The 15,307-nt window shown below is 30.3% G+C and carries 14 protein-coding genes; 4 read left to right on the forward strand and 10 right to left on the reverse strand.

Going from position 1 to position 15,307, the window contains the following annotated elements; all coding sequences use genetic code 11:
- Positions 1-3: 3 nt before the first annotated feature.
- The 9 genes from ABXT48_RS04285 to ABXT48_RS04325 form a co-directional block, all read right to left on the reverse strand.
- Positions 4-1,194 carry a class I SAM-dependent methyltransferase gene (locus ABXT48_RS04285; protein ID WP_415302593.1) on the reverse strand — a complete coding sequence of 397 codons (1,191 nt, stop codon included), beginning with the start codon at positions 1,192-1,194 and terminating at the stop codon, positions 4-6.
- Between the two features lie 137 nt (positions 1,195-1,331).
- Entirely contained in the window at positions 1,332-1,949 is a 618-nt protein-coding gene (gene rpsD / locus ABXT48_RS04290; protein WP_415302594.1) for a 30S ribosomal protein S4, read from the reverse strand.
- Positions 1,950-1,989: 40 nt separating this feature from the next.
- Positions 1,990-2,703, reverse strand: coding sequence for an RNA methyltransferase (locus ABXT48_RS04295; RefSeq protein ID WP_415302596.1), 714 nt, complete (start codon positions 2,701-2,703; stop codon positions 1,990-1,992).
- Positions 2,703-4,304: a citramalate synthase gene (gene cimA / locus ABXT48_RS04300; RefSeq protein ID WP_415302598.1), complete on the reverse strand. Its 1,602-nt coding sequence runs from the start codon at positions 4,302-4,304 to the stop codon at positions 2,703-2,705. Before cimA ends, ABXT48_RS04295 begins: the two co-directional genes overlap by 1 nt.
- The gene (gene cysS / locus ABXT48_RS04305; RefSeq protein WP_415302599.1) at positions 4,301-5,662 is read right to left on the reverse strand and encodes a cysteine--tRNA ligase; all 1,362 of its coding nucleotides are present in this window, start codon (positions 5,660-5,662) and stop codon (positions 4,301-4,303) included. The genes cimA and cysS overlap by 4 nt, the downstream gene beginning before the upstream one ends.
- Positions 5,663-5,707: 45 nt before the next feature.
- A complete protein-coding gene (gene nadE, locus ABXT48_RS04310; RefSeq protein WP_415302601.1) occupies positions 5,708-6,445 on the reverse strand; it encodes an NAD(+) synthase in 738 nt (245 codons plus the stop codon).
- A gap of 39 nt (positions 6,446-6,484) precedes the next feature.
- Complete coding sequence (locus tag ABXT48_RS04315) at positions 6,485-7,864, reverse strand: class II 3-deoxy-7-phosphoheptulonate synthase (protein WP_415302603.1); 1,380 nt, start codon at positions 7,862-7,864, stop codon at positions 6,485-6,487.
- A 35-nt stretch (positions 7,865-7,899) separates the two neighbouring features.
- Entirely contained in the window at positions 7,900-9,720 is a 1,821-nt protein-coding gene (gene glmS, locus ABXT48_RS04320; protein WP_415302605.1) for a glutamine--fructose-6-phosphate transaminase (isomerizing), read from the reverse strand.
- A 1-nt stretch (position 9,721) separates the two neighbouring features.
- Complete coding sequence (locus tag ABXT48_RS04325; RefSeq protein WP_415302607.1) at positions 9,722-10,345, reverse strand: DapH/DapD/GlmU-related protein; 624 nt, start codon at positions 10,343-10,345, stop codon at positions 9,722-9,724.
- A gap of 70 nt (positions 10,346-10,415) precedes the next feature.
- On the opposite strand from ABXT48_RS04325, the gene ABXT48_RS04330 reads away from it, so the two are divergent.
- Genes ABXT48_RS04330 through ABXT48_RS04345 form a run of 4 tightly spaced genes read left to right on the forward strand, consistent with a single transcriptional unit; the run spans position 10,416 to position 14,678 of the window.
- Positions 10,416-11,105 (forward strand): HAD hydrolase-like protein, encoded by a 690-nt coding sequence (locus tag ABXT48_RS04330; protein ID WP_415302609.1) that lies wholly within the window; start codon positions 10,416-10,418, stop codon positions 11,103-11,105.
- 50 nt (positions 11,106-11,155) lie between these two features.
- Positions 11,156-12,658, forward strand: a complete 1,503-nt coding sequence (locus ABXT48_RS04335) for an MmgE/PrpD family protein (protein WP_415302611.1) — start codon at positions 11,156-11,158, stop codon at positions 12,656-12,658.
- Positions 12,658-13,554 carry a methylisocitrate lyase gene (gene prpB / locus ABXT48_RS04340; protein ID WP_415302613.1) on the forward strand — a complete coding sequence of 299 codons (897 nt, stop codon included), beginning with the start codon at positions 12,658-12,660 and terminating at the stop codon, positions 13,552-13,554. Before ABXT48_RS04335 ends, prpB begins: the two co-directional genes overlap by 1 nt.
- Positions 13,554-14,678, forward strand: a complete 1,125-nt coding sequence (locus ABXT48_RS04345; protein ID WP_415302614.1) for a bifunctional 2-methylcitrate synthase/citrate synthase — start codon at positions 13,554-13,556, stop codon at positions 14,676-14,678. Before prpB ends, ABXT48_RS04345 begins: the two co-directional genes overlap by 1 nt.
- Here the strand turns inward: ABXT48_RS04345 and ABXT48_RS04350 are convergent, their stop codons facing one another.
- Positions 14,679-15,305, reverse strand: coding sequence for a class I SAM-dependent methyltransferase (locus ABXT48_RS04350; RefSeq protein ID WP_415302616.1), 627 nt, complete (start codon positions 15,303-15,305; stop codon positions 14,679-14,681). It lies immediately after the preceding gene.
- Between the last annotated feature and the right edge of the window lie 2 nt (positions 15,306-15,307).

Genomic DNA, 15,307 nt, shown 5'->3' on the forward strand with positions numbered 1-15,307 from the left:
CTATTACTTATAAATATAATCTCTAGTAGTAGGTGTTGAGATATAATTTTTTGTTAGTTGGAACTGATAAACTACTTGGTCTCCCCATTTAAAAGCACTTTCACAACTAGCTAAATAAAATTCCCACATCCTAAAAAATTTTTCATCAAACATTTCGGTTATTTGGGTTTTATTTTTTATACAATTTTCTTTCCAATGTCTTAGAGTGTGAGAATAGTGTAATTTAAGAATTTCTATATCAGATACTATTAATCCAGTTTTCTCTATAGGTGTTACTACCTCACTCAGACTAGGTGTGTAGCCACCTGGAAAAATATACTTGGTTATCCAAGGATGGGGGTCTCTAGGAGGATTAACTGAGCCAATAGTATGTATCAAAGAAATACCATCTTCATTAAGCAACTTGTCAATTTTCTTAAAAAAATTTTTATAAAATTTTCTACCTACATGCTCAAACATTCCAACACTTACAATTCTATCAAATTTTTCTTCTAGTTGGCGATAATCTATTTGTTTAAAGATAACTTGATTTTCTAAATTAAGTTCTTTTACTTTTTTAACACAGTAGTTAAACTGATTTTCAGATAGAGTAATCCCAGTGACTTCACAATTGGTACTTTTTGCAATATCTATAGCTAAAGATCCCCAGCCACAACCTATATCAAGAACTTTTTGATTTGGCTTTATATTAATTTTTTTTATTATGTGTTTAATCTTATTATTTTGGGCATCTTCTAGAGTGTCATTTTCATTTTTAAAATATCCACATGAGTATTGTTTTTTGGGATCTAAAAATAAACTGTATAAATCATCTGAAAGATCATAGTGATGAGCAACATTCATTTTAGATTTTTTTATAAAATTAAAGTTTGTTAAATATCTATAAGAGCCATGAAATTTATTCATCAACGTGCTAAAAAAATTTAACTCACCTCTTCCAATATTCATAAGTGCTATATCTAAAAAATCAGTCAAACTTCCGTTTTCGATTTGTATATCTCCATTAGAATAAGCTTCTCCAAAATATAAATCTGGACGAAAAAATAATTTATAATGCAGCTTATTATCTAAAATCTTAATTGTAATTGGAGTTTTATTTTTTGGCGTTCCTATGATGTGTTTATTTGAATTTGCATCAATTAATAGAAAGCCATCTTTCTGGAACAATTTATCTAAATATCTTGCTAGCAGCATTTAAACTTTCATAAAAAGTTTTTTCATAAGCTAAAACATATAATGAATTTATACAAAATTCACTCTGGATTATTCCACAGTTTTATTGAAATTTTAACAGTAAAATTAGATAAACTGTTTTAAAAAATAGATATTTATTATCTAGAGTAATATTCAATTACTAGATTAGGTTCCATTATTACTGGGTAAGGAACTTCGTCAAACTTAGGTGTTCTAACAAAAGTAACTTTTTTATTCTTCTCATCTAGATGAATATATTCTGGAGTTTCTCTTTCTTTGTTTGCTAAAGCGATATCAATGAAAGCTAACTGTTTAGATTTATCTCTAATTTCAATTATATCTTCTTCTTTAACCATATAGCTAGAAATATTAACTTTTTTACCATTAACTCTTACGTGACCATGGTTAATAAGTTGTCTCGCTGAAAATACTGTTGTTGAAAACCTTGCTCTATAAACCACTGAATCTAATCTTCTCTCAAGTAATCCAATTAAATTTTCACCAGTATCCCCTTTTAACATGGTAGCTTTTTTGTATATGTTTCTGAATTGTCTTTCATTAATGTTACCGTAGTAACCTTTTAATTTTTGCTTAGCTTGTAGCTGAATTCCGTAATCAGATGGTTTTCCTTTTCTTCCTTGACCATGCTGGCCTGGACCATAATCTCTTTTATTAAAAGGACTTTTAGGTCTGCCCCATAGGTTAATTTTTAACCTTCTGTCTATTTTATGTTTAGCACTTATTCTTTTTGTCATTTGATAAGAGGGTTTATAAACTTACTCGTTATTTTGTCAATCAACCTTTTTTGGACAAACTTGCGAATACACTGGATAAAATACGCGTTTCCTTCTCAGAAAGCTCCATTTTAGAAAAAATGCTTCTTAAGTTTTCAAGCATAATAGGTCTCTTCTCTAAGGGTTTGAAAAAGTGTTTTTCCTCTAATTTTTTGATGCATAAATTAGTCATTGCTTGAATATCCTTCTTGCTAGCTAAGGTTACTTTTTTTGATTTTGAGTACTTTGCACCCTTTAGATTGATGATACTTGCTACTGTATGAGCAATAATAATGACACTGTGTGACAAGTTTAAAGATTTGAAATCAGGGTTAGTTGGGATTTGCATAGTGTAATTAGCATAACTAATCTCATTATTAGATAAACCAGACGCTTCAGAGCCAAACAAAAAAGCTATCTTTTTATTAAAATCAATTTTTTTTAAATCTTCTAGATTGATATGTTTAATGTTTTTATTTCTAAACCTTGCAGACGTTGCAATAACGTAATCTACCTTTTTTACAGCAGATTCTAAAGTTTCATGCACTTTAGCATTAATAATTAGATCTTTTGCACCAACTGAGGTTGCTAAAATTTTATCATTTGGAAAAATTGGTTTTGGTTTAACAATAACTAGCTTTTTAAAACTAAAGTTTTTAACAGCCCTAGCACAAGCTCCAATATTTTCTGATAATTGAGGTTGATGTAAAATAAATGAAATATTATTAAACGACATTAAAGACTTGCTGGAGCTTTATCTTTAAACAATTTATAATCTAAGCTATCAACCAACGCTTTAAATGAAGCATCAATTATATTTGCAGAAACACCAATAGTGAACCAGTTTTTACCTTTTGAATCAGTGCTCTCTATTGAAACTCTAGTGATCGCTTCAGTACCTGTATTTAAAATTCTAACTTTGTAATCGACTAATTTTAAATCTTTTAAATATTTAGAGTATTTATTTAAACGATCCACATTCTGTCTAATCGCATTATCTAATGCATTAACAGGACCATTTCCTTTGCCAGTACACATAATTTTTTCACCATCAACTTCAAGCTGAGCTTTCGCTAAAGAAACAATTGTTCCTGATGAATCTTTTTTTACAGAAACATCGTATTCTTTAATCAATATATACCTTGGTATTTCGCTAATAATTCTTCTGGCTAATAATTCAAACGATGCATCAGCACCGTCATAACTATAACCAATAAATTCTCTATCTTTTACTTCATCTAAAAGTTTTTTAATTTTAGGATCGCTCTCTTCTATTTCAATACCAATAGTTTTTAATCTTGAGATTATATTGGATTTTCCAGACTGATCTGAAACTACAATATTTCTGGAGTTTCCAACTTCTTCAGGATTAATATGCTCATATGTTTTTGGATCTTTTTGAACAGCTGATACATGAAGACCACCTTTATGAGAAAAAGCAGCGGCACCAACGTATGGGAGATGCTTGTTAGGTTTTCTATTTAAAATTTCATCTAATAATCTAGAGCATTCCGTTAATTTCTTAATATTATCTGGTTTAATTTTTAATTGGAATTTTTCAGAAAAATCTTTCTTTAGAAAAAATGTTGGAATTAATGACATTAAATTAGCGTTACCACATCTTTCACCTAAACCATTGATGGTTCCTTGAACTTGTCTAACTCCAGCCCAAACTGCAGCTAAAGAATTTGCAACTGCATTACCAGTATCGTTATGCGCATGTATGCCTAAATTTTTTCCAGGTATAATTTTAGAAACTTCTGTTACTATTTTTGTAACTTCATGAGGCAAGGTTCCACCATTTGTATCGCATAAAACAATCCACCTTGCTCCTTCATCAAATGCTGCTTTAAGGCATGATAAAGCATAATTTGAATTGGCCTTGTACCCATCAAAGAAATGTTCTGCATCAAACATAAATTCTTTATTCTCTTTAACAAAATGTTTTGCTGTTTCTTTTATGTTTTTTAAGTTTTCTTCATTAGAAATACCAAGAGCAATATCAACATGAAAATCCCATGATTTACCAACAATGCAAACTGCCGGTGTGTTTGAATTTAAAAGTGCTGATAATCCTGGATCATTATCTGCACTACGACCAGTTCTTTTAGTCATACCAAAAGAGGTTAGTTTAGCATTATTAAATGAATGTTTTTTTTGAAAAAATTCAGTATCTGTAGGGTTTGCTCCTGGCCACCCACCTTCAATATAGTCAACACCTAAATTATCTAAAGCTGATGCAACCTTCATTTTATCATCTACAGAAAAGTCTACACCTTGCGTTTGTGCACCATCTCTTAGCGTTGTATCAAATATAAAAAGTTGTTCTTTGCTCATTTAAGTTTCCAAATTGTTTTACCATCTTTGTCTTCTATTAAAACCCCTTTATCTAATAGCTCATCTCTAATAGTATCAGCCTCTTTATAATTCTTGTCTTCTCTTGCTTTATTTCGAAATTCAATCATTTCTAAAATTTCATCTTCATTAATGGATGATTTTTTCTTTTTAAATTCAATCCATTCTTCTTTTGTTTTATTTAAAATACCAATGAAATTACAAGCTAACACAAATAAACTTTTCTCTTCATTGCCTCCTTTTAAAGCTTTGTCATAAAGTTGGTGTAAATTTGCTATATAGCCTGGTGTATTCAAATCATCGTATAACGGCGATAAAACATCTTCACTTAAAACTGTTTTATTATTTGAGGGTAAATAAACTTCATACCATTTATCAATAGTATTTTTGCAATCTTCTAAGAGCTTTTCGTTCCAGTCTAGTGGCTGCTTATAATGAGCGTTGATAAGAGCTAGTTTTAAAACCTGTCCATCAACGTTTTCTTTAAAGTCTTTAATCTTTATTATATTGCCAGTTGATTTAGCCATTTTTTCATTAGACATAGTGATAAATGCGTTATGGATCCAATAATTAGCAAACACTTTAGTATCATTGGCACATCTTGATTGTGCAATTTCATTTTCGTGATGAGGAAAAATCAAATCAATTCCTCCACCGTGTATATCAAATACTTCTCCTAAATATTTTTTAGACATCGCAGAACATTCTAAATGCCAGCCAGGTCTTCCTTTGCCCCAGGGCGAATCCCAAGAAGGTTCGTCATTTTTAGATGGTTTCCATAAAATAAAATCTTCTGATTTTTTTTTATTCTCTGAAACTTCAACTCTAGATCCTGCAATTAAATCTTCTAATTTTTTATTGGATAGTTTTCCATAATCCTCAAATTTATTCACTTCAAAATAAACATGGTTACTTACCTCATAGGCAAAATCTTTTCTTATTAAAGATTTTATCATTTCAATCATGAGACCTATATGATCAGTTGCTTTAGGTTGTTGTGTTGGATTATCTAAATTTAAATAATTACAATCATCATCAAAATCTTTAATGATATTGTTTGTTAATTCAGATATTGAAACATTTTTATCTTTTGCTGATTTGATTATTTTATCATCAACATCAGTGATATTCCTTACATAATTTATTTTATCATGGCCATATTTTGATTTTAAAACTTTGTACAAAATATCAAAGATTACAAGGGGTCTTGCGTTCCCAATATGTGGATTGTCATAAACAGTTGGACCACAAACATACATGCCTATGTTTTTATTATCTAATGGAACAAATTTTTCTTTTTTGTTGCTTAGATTATTTGTTAAATAAATATCCTTGTTCATTATCTTAGAATTATACTTTAATTATAGATTTGTGAATCTATAAGATTAGTTGGGAATCTTGCAAACTGGAATTGGTTCCATTTTATGCAGGTTTATCTTTCTTATTTTTTCGTATTTTTCACGATTTATTGAATTAACGTTATTCATTGCTTCTTCTAATTCTGCATATCTAAGACCTAACTGACCCTCATCAGTTCTGCCATCATCCCATAGCCCATCTGTTGGAGCAGCCTCAATTATTTCTTGGAGAATATTAATGGATTTACCTATTTCCCAAACTTCAGATTTGTTGCAGTCTGCAATAGGAGAAATGTCTACCCCACCATCTCCATATTTTGTGTAAAACCCTACTCCAAAATCTTCAACTTTATTACCAGTGCCAACTACAATACCTTTGTTTGCAGCAGCTACTTGATAAAGAGTAGTCATTCTAATTCTTGCTCTAGAATTTGCCATTCCAAGCTCACTATTAAAATTAGATAAAGTAACCTCGAACGTTTCAAACAACTTATCTAGATTTAATGTATGAGCCTCAACATTATTAAAATTTTTAACAAGCCATTCTTGATGTTTTAAACTTAAATCATGTTGTGATGATTTTTGCTTAATAGGCATCGATAAAACAATTGTTTTTATACCCGTCATTGCACTCAATGTGCTTGATACAGAAGAATCTATTCCTCCAGAAATTCCAATGATCAAAGATTGAGCCTTACTTGGCATCTTTTCTACGTAATCTTTAATCCAATTGCTTATAAATTGTGCTTTTTTTAATGGTTCCATTGTCTAAAATTTAAACGAAATTGTATTTAATACAATACTTTAAGATGCCGCTTTAATATTTTTTTTAGAATATGCTGCATTTTTTTTAATCTCATCAGAAATTAAAAAAGCTAATTCCAATGCTTGATTAGCATTAAGTCTTGGGTCACAATGAGTGTGGTATCGGCTAGATAAGTCTTGGTCAGATATTTTCTGAGCACCACCTGTGCATTCTGTAACATTTTGACCTGTCATTTCAATATGCAGTCCGCCTGCATAACTTCCTTCACTTTGATGACATTCAAAAACATTTTTTACTTCTTTGACAACACTATTAAATGGTCTTGTTTTATATCCAGTTGTAGCTTTAATTGTATTTCCATGACAAGGGTCGCACGACCATATCACATTCAATCCTTCTTTTTTAATTGCTTTAATTAATTTTGGTAAAAATTTAGAAACATTTTCATGACCAAATCTAGAAATTAAAGTTATTTTACCTTTTTCATTTGTTGGATTAATTTTGTTACATAAGTTTATTAGGTCTTCAGCTTTTAATGTTGGTCCACATTTAATTCCAATTGGATTTTCAATTCCCCTGCAAAACTCAACATGTCCACCATCTAGTTGTCTAGTTCTATCACCTATCCAAACAAAGTGTGCTGAGGTATCATGATATTCACCTGTTGTTGAATCTACCCTTGTCATGGCTTGTTCGAAAGGAAGTAGTAAAGCTTCATGTGAAGTCCAAAAATTTACTGTTTTTAATCTTCTATTAAAATCAGAATTAATTCCACATGCATCCATAAATGCTAGTGCATCTGTTATTCTATCTTCTAAATCTTTAAATTTTTTAGCAGCTGGAGAATTTTTAATAAAACCTAAATTCCAAGTATGTACTTTTTTAAGGTCAGCAAAACCTCCGTGGGAGAATGCTCTTATAAGATTAAGTGTAGATGCAGACTGAGAATATGCTTTAAAAAGTCTCTTGGGGTCCGGAACTCTTGATTTTTCATTAAATTCCATTCCATTAATATTGTCACCTAGGTAGCTAGGCAGTTCAATGCCATCAATATTTTCAACAGGAGAACTTCTTGGTTTAGAAAACTGTCCAGCAATTCTTCCAAGTTTAATAACTGGTAATGATGCTGAATAAGTAAGCACAAGCGACATTTGAAGTATTAGTTTAAATGTATCTCTAATATTGTCAGGGTGAAATTCTGCAAAACTTTCTGCACAGTCTCCACCTTGTAATAAAAAAGCTTTTCCATCAACAACATCAGCAAGCTGTTCTTTTAAATGTCTTGTCTCACCAGCAAATACTAATGGAGGAAAATTTTTAATTTTACTTAAAACATCATCTAAGTCTTTTTGATCCGGATATTCAGGAATGTGTTTTACAGGATAATTTCTCCAGCTATTTATTTTCCAATTTTTCATATTCAACCTAGGGGTGTTGTAGCAGAGTTTAATTATTATTCAACTGTGACTGATTTTGCTAAATTTCGTGGCTTATCAATATCATAACCTTTTTTAAGAGCTGAATAATAGGCTAATTTTTGTAAAGGGACGGTTAATAAAAAGGGTAACAAGTCATCACTTGTGCTTTCAACTAATATTGTTTCCCAAATATTTTCTGAAAAAACTTCATCTTTGCTCTTATTGGTTATCAATAAAACTTTAGCACCTCTTGCTATTACTTCCTGCATATTGGAAATTGTTTTTTTATAATAATTATCTCTTGGAGCTAAGACAACAACTGGCATTCCATCTTCAATTAAAGCTAAAGGACCATGTTTCATTTCACCCGCAGGATAACCTTCTGCATGAACATATGCTAATTCTTTTAACTTTAGCGCTCCTTCTAATGCAATTGGGTAAGAAAAACCTCTCCCTAAAAACATCGAACCTTTTGCATCGGTAAATGAGCTAGAAACTGTTTGGATTTTACTCTCTGTTAGTAATGTTTGTTCAACCAACTCTGGTAATGCTTTTAAGTCTTTAATTTTATTTAAATATAAATCTTTATCTAAATCTTTTCTTAAAATTCCTAATTTTAATACCAAAATATATAGAACTAACATTTGACCCATAAATGCTTTTGTAGAGGCTACACCAATTTCTGGTCCACAATGAATTGGTAAAACAAAGTTGGAATCTCTTGCAATAGAGCTTTCTATAACATTAACAATACTACAAGTTTTCATATTATTTTTATTACATAAATCCAATGCAGCATAAGTGTCTGCCGTTTCGCCAGACTGAGAAACAAAAATGTATAAATTATCATTTTTAAATCTATTTTTTCGGTATCTAAACTCGGATGCAATATCAATTGTTACATCAAGTGTAGTATTTTCTTCAAACCAATATTTTGCCATTAAACAAGAATGGTAAGCGGTTCCGCAGCCAATTAAAGTAACAGAAGAAATTTCCTTTATATCCCAGGGAAAATTATAGATATTAATGTCGTTGTTAATTTTATCAACATACTCATTTATACAGTTCTTTAATGTTGTTGGCTGTTCTTCAATTTCTTTAGCCATAAAGTGTTTAAAATCACCTTTGTCATACTCCTGTTCTTTTGAAGATAATTCTAAAACTTTTTTATTAACTTTTAAGCCTTCTTCATCAAAAAACTCAACTTGATCTTTTTTTATAATGCAAAATTCTCCATCATTTAAATACGAAATTTTATTAGTCATAGATTTTAAAGCATAAGAATCTGATCCTAGATAATTTTCGTTAGGACCATAACCAACTGCAAGTGGTGATCCTCTTCTTGCACCCACTATAAGATCAGGTTGATCTTTAAAGATTATACCTAAAGCAAAACTTCCATGTAGTTGCTTGAGAGTTTTAATAATTGCATCTTTTAAATTAAGCTCTTTTAAATATTCTGTTATTAAATGAACAATTACCTCAGTATCTGTCTGAGATTTAAATATATGACCTTTATTCATTAAATGCTTTTTTAAAATCGTAGAATTTTCAATAATACCATTATGCACTACTGATACACTTTCTGATGAATGAGGATGTGCGTTAATAGTATTTGGAATACCATGCGTTGCCCATCTAACATGTCCAATTCCAATCAGGCCTGACATGTTTTTAACTGCAAGGTTTTTTTCTAAAATATCAACTCTGCCTTCTGATTTTGCTTCGCTTACAATTCCATTTGATAGTGTCGCAATTCCTGCAGAGTCGTAACCTCTATACTCTAATTTCCTAAGGGAATTAATAATTGCAGATGACACAGACTTATTGCTAGCTATTCCTATAATTCCACACATATCATTTTATTTTTCTTTTATAGTTTTTAGCCTCAGTTTGAGCACTTCTAGTTAAAGCCAATGAGTTTTTTTTTACTTTTTTGGTAATCACTGAACCAGCTCCAATGATGCTATTTTCTTCAAGAATAACAGGTGCCACTAAAGATGAGTTAGAGCCTATAAATACATTATCTTTAATTTTTGTTTTACTTTTTTTAACACCATCATAGTTACAGGTAATTGTGCCAGCTCCTATATTTACATCCTTACCTATTTCGCTATCACCAATATACGATAAATGATTAATTTTTGATTTTTTTCCAACTCTACTTTTCTTAACTTCTACAAAATTTCCGATTTTTGACCCTTCTTCAAGAATGGTGCCTGGTCTTAATCTTGCATAAGGTCCAACTTCAACTTTATTTTTTATTTTACAATCTTCTAAATGTGAAAATGAATTGATAGTTACATTATTGCCAATTTTAACTTTTTTTCCAATGACAACATATGGATTAATAGTAACATTTTTTCCAATCTTTGTATCTTTTGAAAAAAAAATAGTTTCAGGACCAATCATCTTTACACCAGACTTGATAAAAATTTTACGAAATTTTTCTTGTTCAATATTAGAATTTATTTGTTTCATCTGGAAATATTTTTATATTAAGTGTATAGATAGTTTAATTCACAATTTATTTCTTAAAAATACTTTATTAATGACTCAAAAATACTCAATTTTATTTGACCTAGATGGAACATTGGTTGATACCGCACCTGATTTAATGAATGCCCATAATCATGTAATGAAAAAATATGGTTATCCTACAAAATCTACAGCAGATATTAGAAACCTAGTAGGTCAAGGTGCTGGAGCAATGATTGGTAGATCTATATGGGGACAGGCTAAAAAAGAGTTTGGTAAGATTGATGATCAAAAAATTAAAGCTGCAATGGTTAAGGACTTTGTCAACTTTTATGGAAAAAATATCATTAAAGAAAGCACACTCATCAATGGTGTAATAGAATTTTTAAAGTGGTGTAAAGAAAAAGAAATTTCAATGGCAGTTTGTACTAACAAACAAGAGCACTTAGCAATCGACCTTTTAAAAAAAATTGGAATTTATGATTATTTTGAATATGTTGCTGGATCAGATACTTTTGATTATTGTAAACCTGATCCAAGACACATAACAAGTATAATTGAAATCATTGGTGGTGATATAAAAAAATCTTTAATATTTGGTGATAGTGAAACTGATGCAAATGCTGCAAAGGCTGCCTCTGTTCCTGTTATTTTATTAGAAAATGGTTATACAGAAAAAAATTCCAATGAAATTTACCATAATCATTTGATAAAAGACTTTATTGGTGTTGAAAAGATAGTTTCAACTTACTTAAAAGATTGATTTAATTTTTTTTCTTACTATTAATAGGGCTGCATAATTAAGGAGACCTAATGATTTCGCACAAAGTTAAAGTTTACCCATCAAAAATTCATTTACCTAAAAAAAATCAATTAGCATGGAAAATTGCTGAAATAGCTTCTGATAATGCAAAATTAGATAAGGCAGCTATTGAAATGGTTATTAATAGAATAATTGATAATGCTTCAGTTGCTATTGCTTCTTTAAACAGAAAAGCTGTTATCTCTTCAAGAGAAATGGCCCTAAAGCATCCTAGAAAAAATGGTGCAAATTTATTTGGGATTGATTCAAAATTAAAATTTGATTGCGAGTGGGCTGCTTGGTCAAATGGAACAGCTGTCAGAGAGCTTGATTTCCATGATACTTTTTTAGCAGAAGACTACAGTCATCCAGGGGATAATATTCCACCGATTTTAAGTGTTGCTCAACAAACTAAAAAAAGTGGGTTAGATTTATTAAGAGGAATTATTACAGGTTATGAGGTTCAGGTTAATTTGGTTAAAGGAATTTGTTTACATAAACATAAGATTGATCACATTGCACATTTAGGACCAAGTGTTGCGGCGGGTTTGGGTACAATGTTAAAGTTGAATACTGAAATAATTTACCAAGCTGTACAGCAAGCATTACATACGACGATTTCTACAAGACAATCTAGAAAGGGTGAAATCTCTAGCTGGAAAGCTTACGCCCCTGCTCACGCTGGTAAACTTGCAATAGAAGCAGTTGATAGAGCAATGCGTGGTGAAGGTGCCCCAAGTCCAATTTATGAAGGAGAAGACAGTGTTATAGCCAGAATATTAGATGGAAAGAAAGCTTTATATAATGTGCCTCTTCCTAAGAAAAAAGAATCTAAGAAAGCGATACTAGAGACCTATACAAAAGAATACTCAGCAGAATACCAGTCTCAAGCACTGATAGATATTGCTAAAAAACTTAATAAAAAAATTCCAAATTTAAATCAAATCAAAAAAATTGATATTTACACAAGTCATCACACTCATTACGTAATTGGAACTGGTGCAAATGATCCTCAAAAAATGGATCCAAATGCAAGTAGAGAAACGCTAGATCACTCTATCATGTACATTTTTGCAGTAGCACTTGAAGATGCTGATTGGCACCATGTTAAATCATATACTGAACAAAGAGCTAATAGAAAAAGCACTATAAAAATTTGGAAATCAATTACAACGTTTGAAGACAAAAAATGGACTAAAAAATATCATGATCCTAATCCAAAAAATAAATCCTTTGGTGCAAAAGTTGTAGTTATTTTAAATAATGGTAAAAAAATTACAGAACAATTAGATAGAGCAGATGCTCATCCATACGGAGCACGTCCATTTAAAAGACAGAATTATATAAACAAATTCCTAACATTAACGGATGGTATTTTAGATAAAAAAGAAAGTGCTCGTTTCTTAAAAGTTGTACAAAATCTTAAAAACCTGAAAGCTGGGGAATTAAATAAACTAAACATCCAGATTAAAAGAAGTCAGATTAAGAAGAATACAAAACAAGGAATTTTTTAGTGCATTTTGTAGATAAAGAGCCCAGTCAAAAAAGAGCTGACTTTGTCAGTAAATTAAAATCAAATAAAATTTTAAGAGTTCCGGGTGCTTATAATCCGCTAACTGCAAAACTAATTGAAGAAATTGGTTATGACGCTGTTTACGTATCAGGTGGAGTTATGGCAAATGATTTAGGTTTTCCAGATATTGGTCTAACTACACTGCAAGATGTTAGTACTAGATCTTATTTAATATCGAGAGTTACAAGCTTACCTACAATTGTTGATATAGACACTGGTTTTAAATCTTGTGAAGAAACTATTAAAACTTTTGAAGAATTTGGGGTGGCAGCTGTACACTTAGAAGACCAAGTAGAACGTAAAAGATGTGGGCACCTAGATAACAAAGAATTAATCTCAACTGAAGCAATGGTTAAAAAAATTAAAGAGTGCGTTGCAGCTAAACAAGATGAAAATTTTAAAATTATTGCTAGATCTGATGCTAAAGGGGTTGAGGGAATAGATAAAATGATTGATAGATGTAAGGCGTATATTGATGCTGGTGCAGAAATTATTTTTCCAGAAGCGCTGCATGATGAAAAAGATTTTGAAAAAGTTAGAAAAGAACTGTCATGTTATTTGTTAGCTAATATGACTGAGTTTGGAAAATCTAAGTTATTCAATTACAAAGAGCTAGAAAATTTTGGATATAATATTGTGATTTATCCAGTAACAACACAAAGATTAGCCATGAAAAATGTAGAAGATGGCCTTAGAGACATTTTTGTGAATGGACATCAGAACAATATTATTGATAAAATGCAAACTAGGAAAAGACTTTACGAGTTAGTAGAATATGAAAAGTACAACTCGTTAGATGAAAAAATTTATAATTTTAGTACGGAAGGACATGAATAATGAGTGATGATATTAAAAAAGGTTTACTAGGAATAATTGTTGATGAAACTGAAATTTCAAAAGTTATGCCTGAAATTAACTCTCTAACTTATAGGGGTTATGCAGCTCAAGATTTATGTGCAAGATGTGACTTTGAAGAAGTTGCATATTTAATTTTAAATAAAGAATTACCAAATAAAAAACAGCTAAAAGAATTTAAAAAAGAATTATCTAAAGAAATAACTTTATCAAAAAATTTAATAGATATTTTAAAAAAAATACCAAAAAATTCTCATCCAATGGATGTTGCAAGAACTGCTGTTAGTGTAATGGGTCTTGAAGACAAAGAAACTAAAGACAACTCACCTAAAGCAAATTTAAGAAAAGCAATTAGAATTTTTGCAAAAACACCTACTGCATTAGCTGCTTTCTATAGACTTCGAAAAGGGAAAAAAATCATAGCACCAAAGAAAAAGTTTAATTTTTCTGAGAACTTTTTCCATATGTGCTTTGGAAAAGTTCCTAATAAAGAAATTGTTAAAGCCTTTGATGTCTCATTAATTTTGTACGCTGAGCATAGTTTTAACGTATCAACATTTACTGCAAGAACTATTACGAGTAGCTTATCTGACATTCATGGAGCAATTACTGGTGCTATAGCAAGTCTAAAGGGTCCTCTTCATGGTGGTGCTAATGAAGAAGTAATGCACATGATGAAGAAAATTAAAAAACCTGAGAATGCTTTAAAATGGATTACTAAAGCTCTTAAAAATAAAGATGTAGTAATGGGATTTGGTCATAGAGTTTATAAAAGTGGAGACTCAAGAGTTCCTACTATGAGAGAATATTTTAAAAGAGTAGCAATTATTAAAAAAGATAAAACATTTGAAAAAATTTACGACATTGTTGAAAAAGTAATGATTAAAGAAAAAAATATTTATCCAAATGTTGATTATCCAACTGGTCCAACGTACCATTTAATGGGTTTTGATACTGATTTCTTTACACCTATATTTGTAATTTCAAGAATTACGGGTTGGTCAGCACATATTATGGAACAACATGCTGCTAATAAATTAATTAGACCTCTTGCAAGTTACAAAGGTAGTAAACACAGAAAAGTTATACAGTTAAATCAAAGATAACTAGTTTTTTTCTATTTTTGCAAATCTTTCAAAAATAATTTCTGATTTGAGATTGTTCTCATTAATAAACTCATCAATAGCTTGTTTTACACCAGGTGCGTGACCTAAGTTATAATCATCACAAAGTATAGTTCCATTATTGTCTAGAACTGGTTTAGAGTATTGAAGATCATTTTTAACTGTCTCATAAGCATGTCCTCCATCTAAAAAAACATAATCAATTTGAGACATGTCCATTTTTTTTAATAGTAAATTAGAATTCCCTTTAATTAGATGAATGTTTTTTTTAAATTTTTTTAAAAGATAAGCTACTGCTTCAATAGAGTATGGGTCTTGTTTTAGAATATATTCAAAATAGATTCTCTTTAATGGATTGTTAAATTTAGTATTTGGAATAACTTCATTAGCATTTTCAGCACTTTCACCAAATAAATCTAATCCTACATATTTAAAATCATTTCCATGAATACTGTGTAATAGTTCACAAACATTTCTTGCAGTAACACCGTGGAATACACCAATCTCAAGGAAATTTTTAGGTTTCTTGGAGGCTATTTCATTAAGAAAATGCTCTCCAATACCCTCTTGTTTAAGGCTAGTTTTTCGAAAATACTTTTTATACTTCAAAA

Source organism: Candidatus Pelagibacter sp. Uisw_101, from assembly GCF_047727615.1.
GTDB lineage: Bacteria > Pseudomonadota > Alphaproteobacteria > Pelagibacterales > Pelagibacteraceae > Pelagibacter.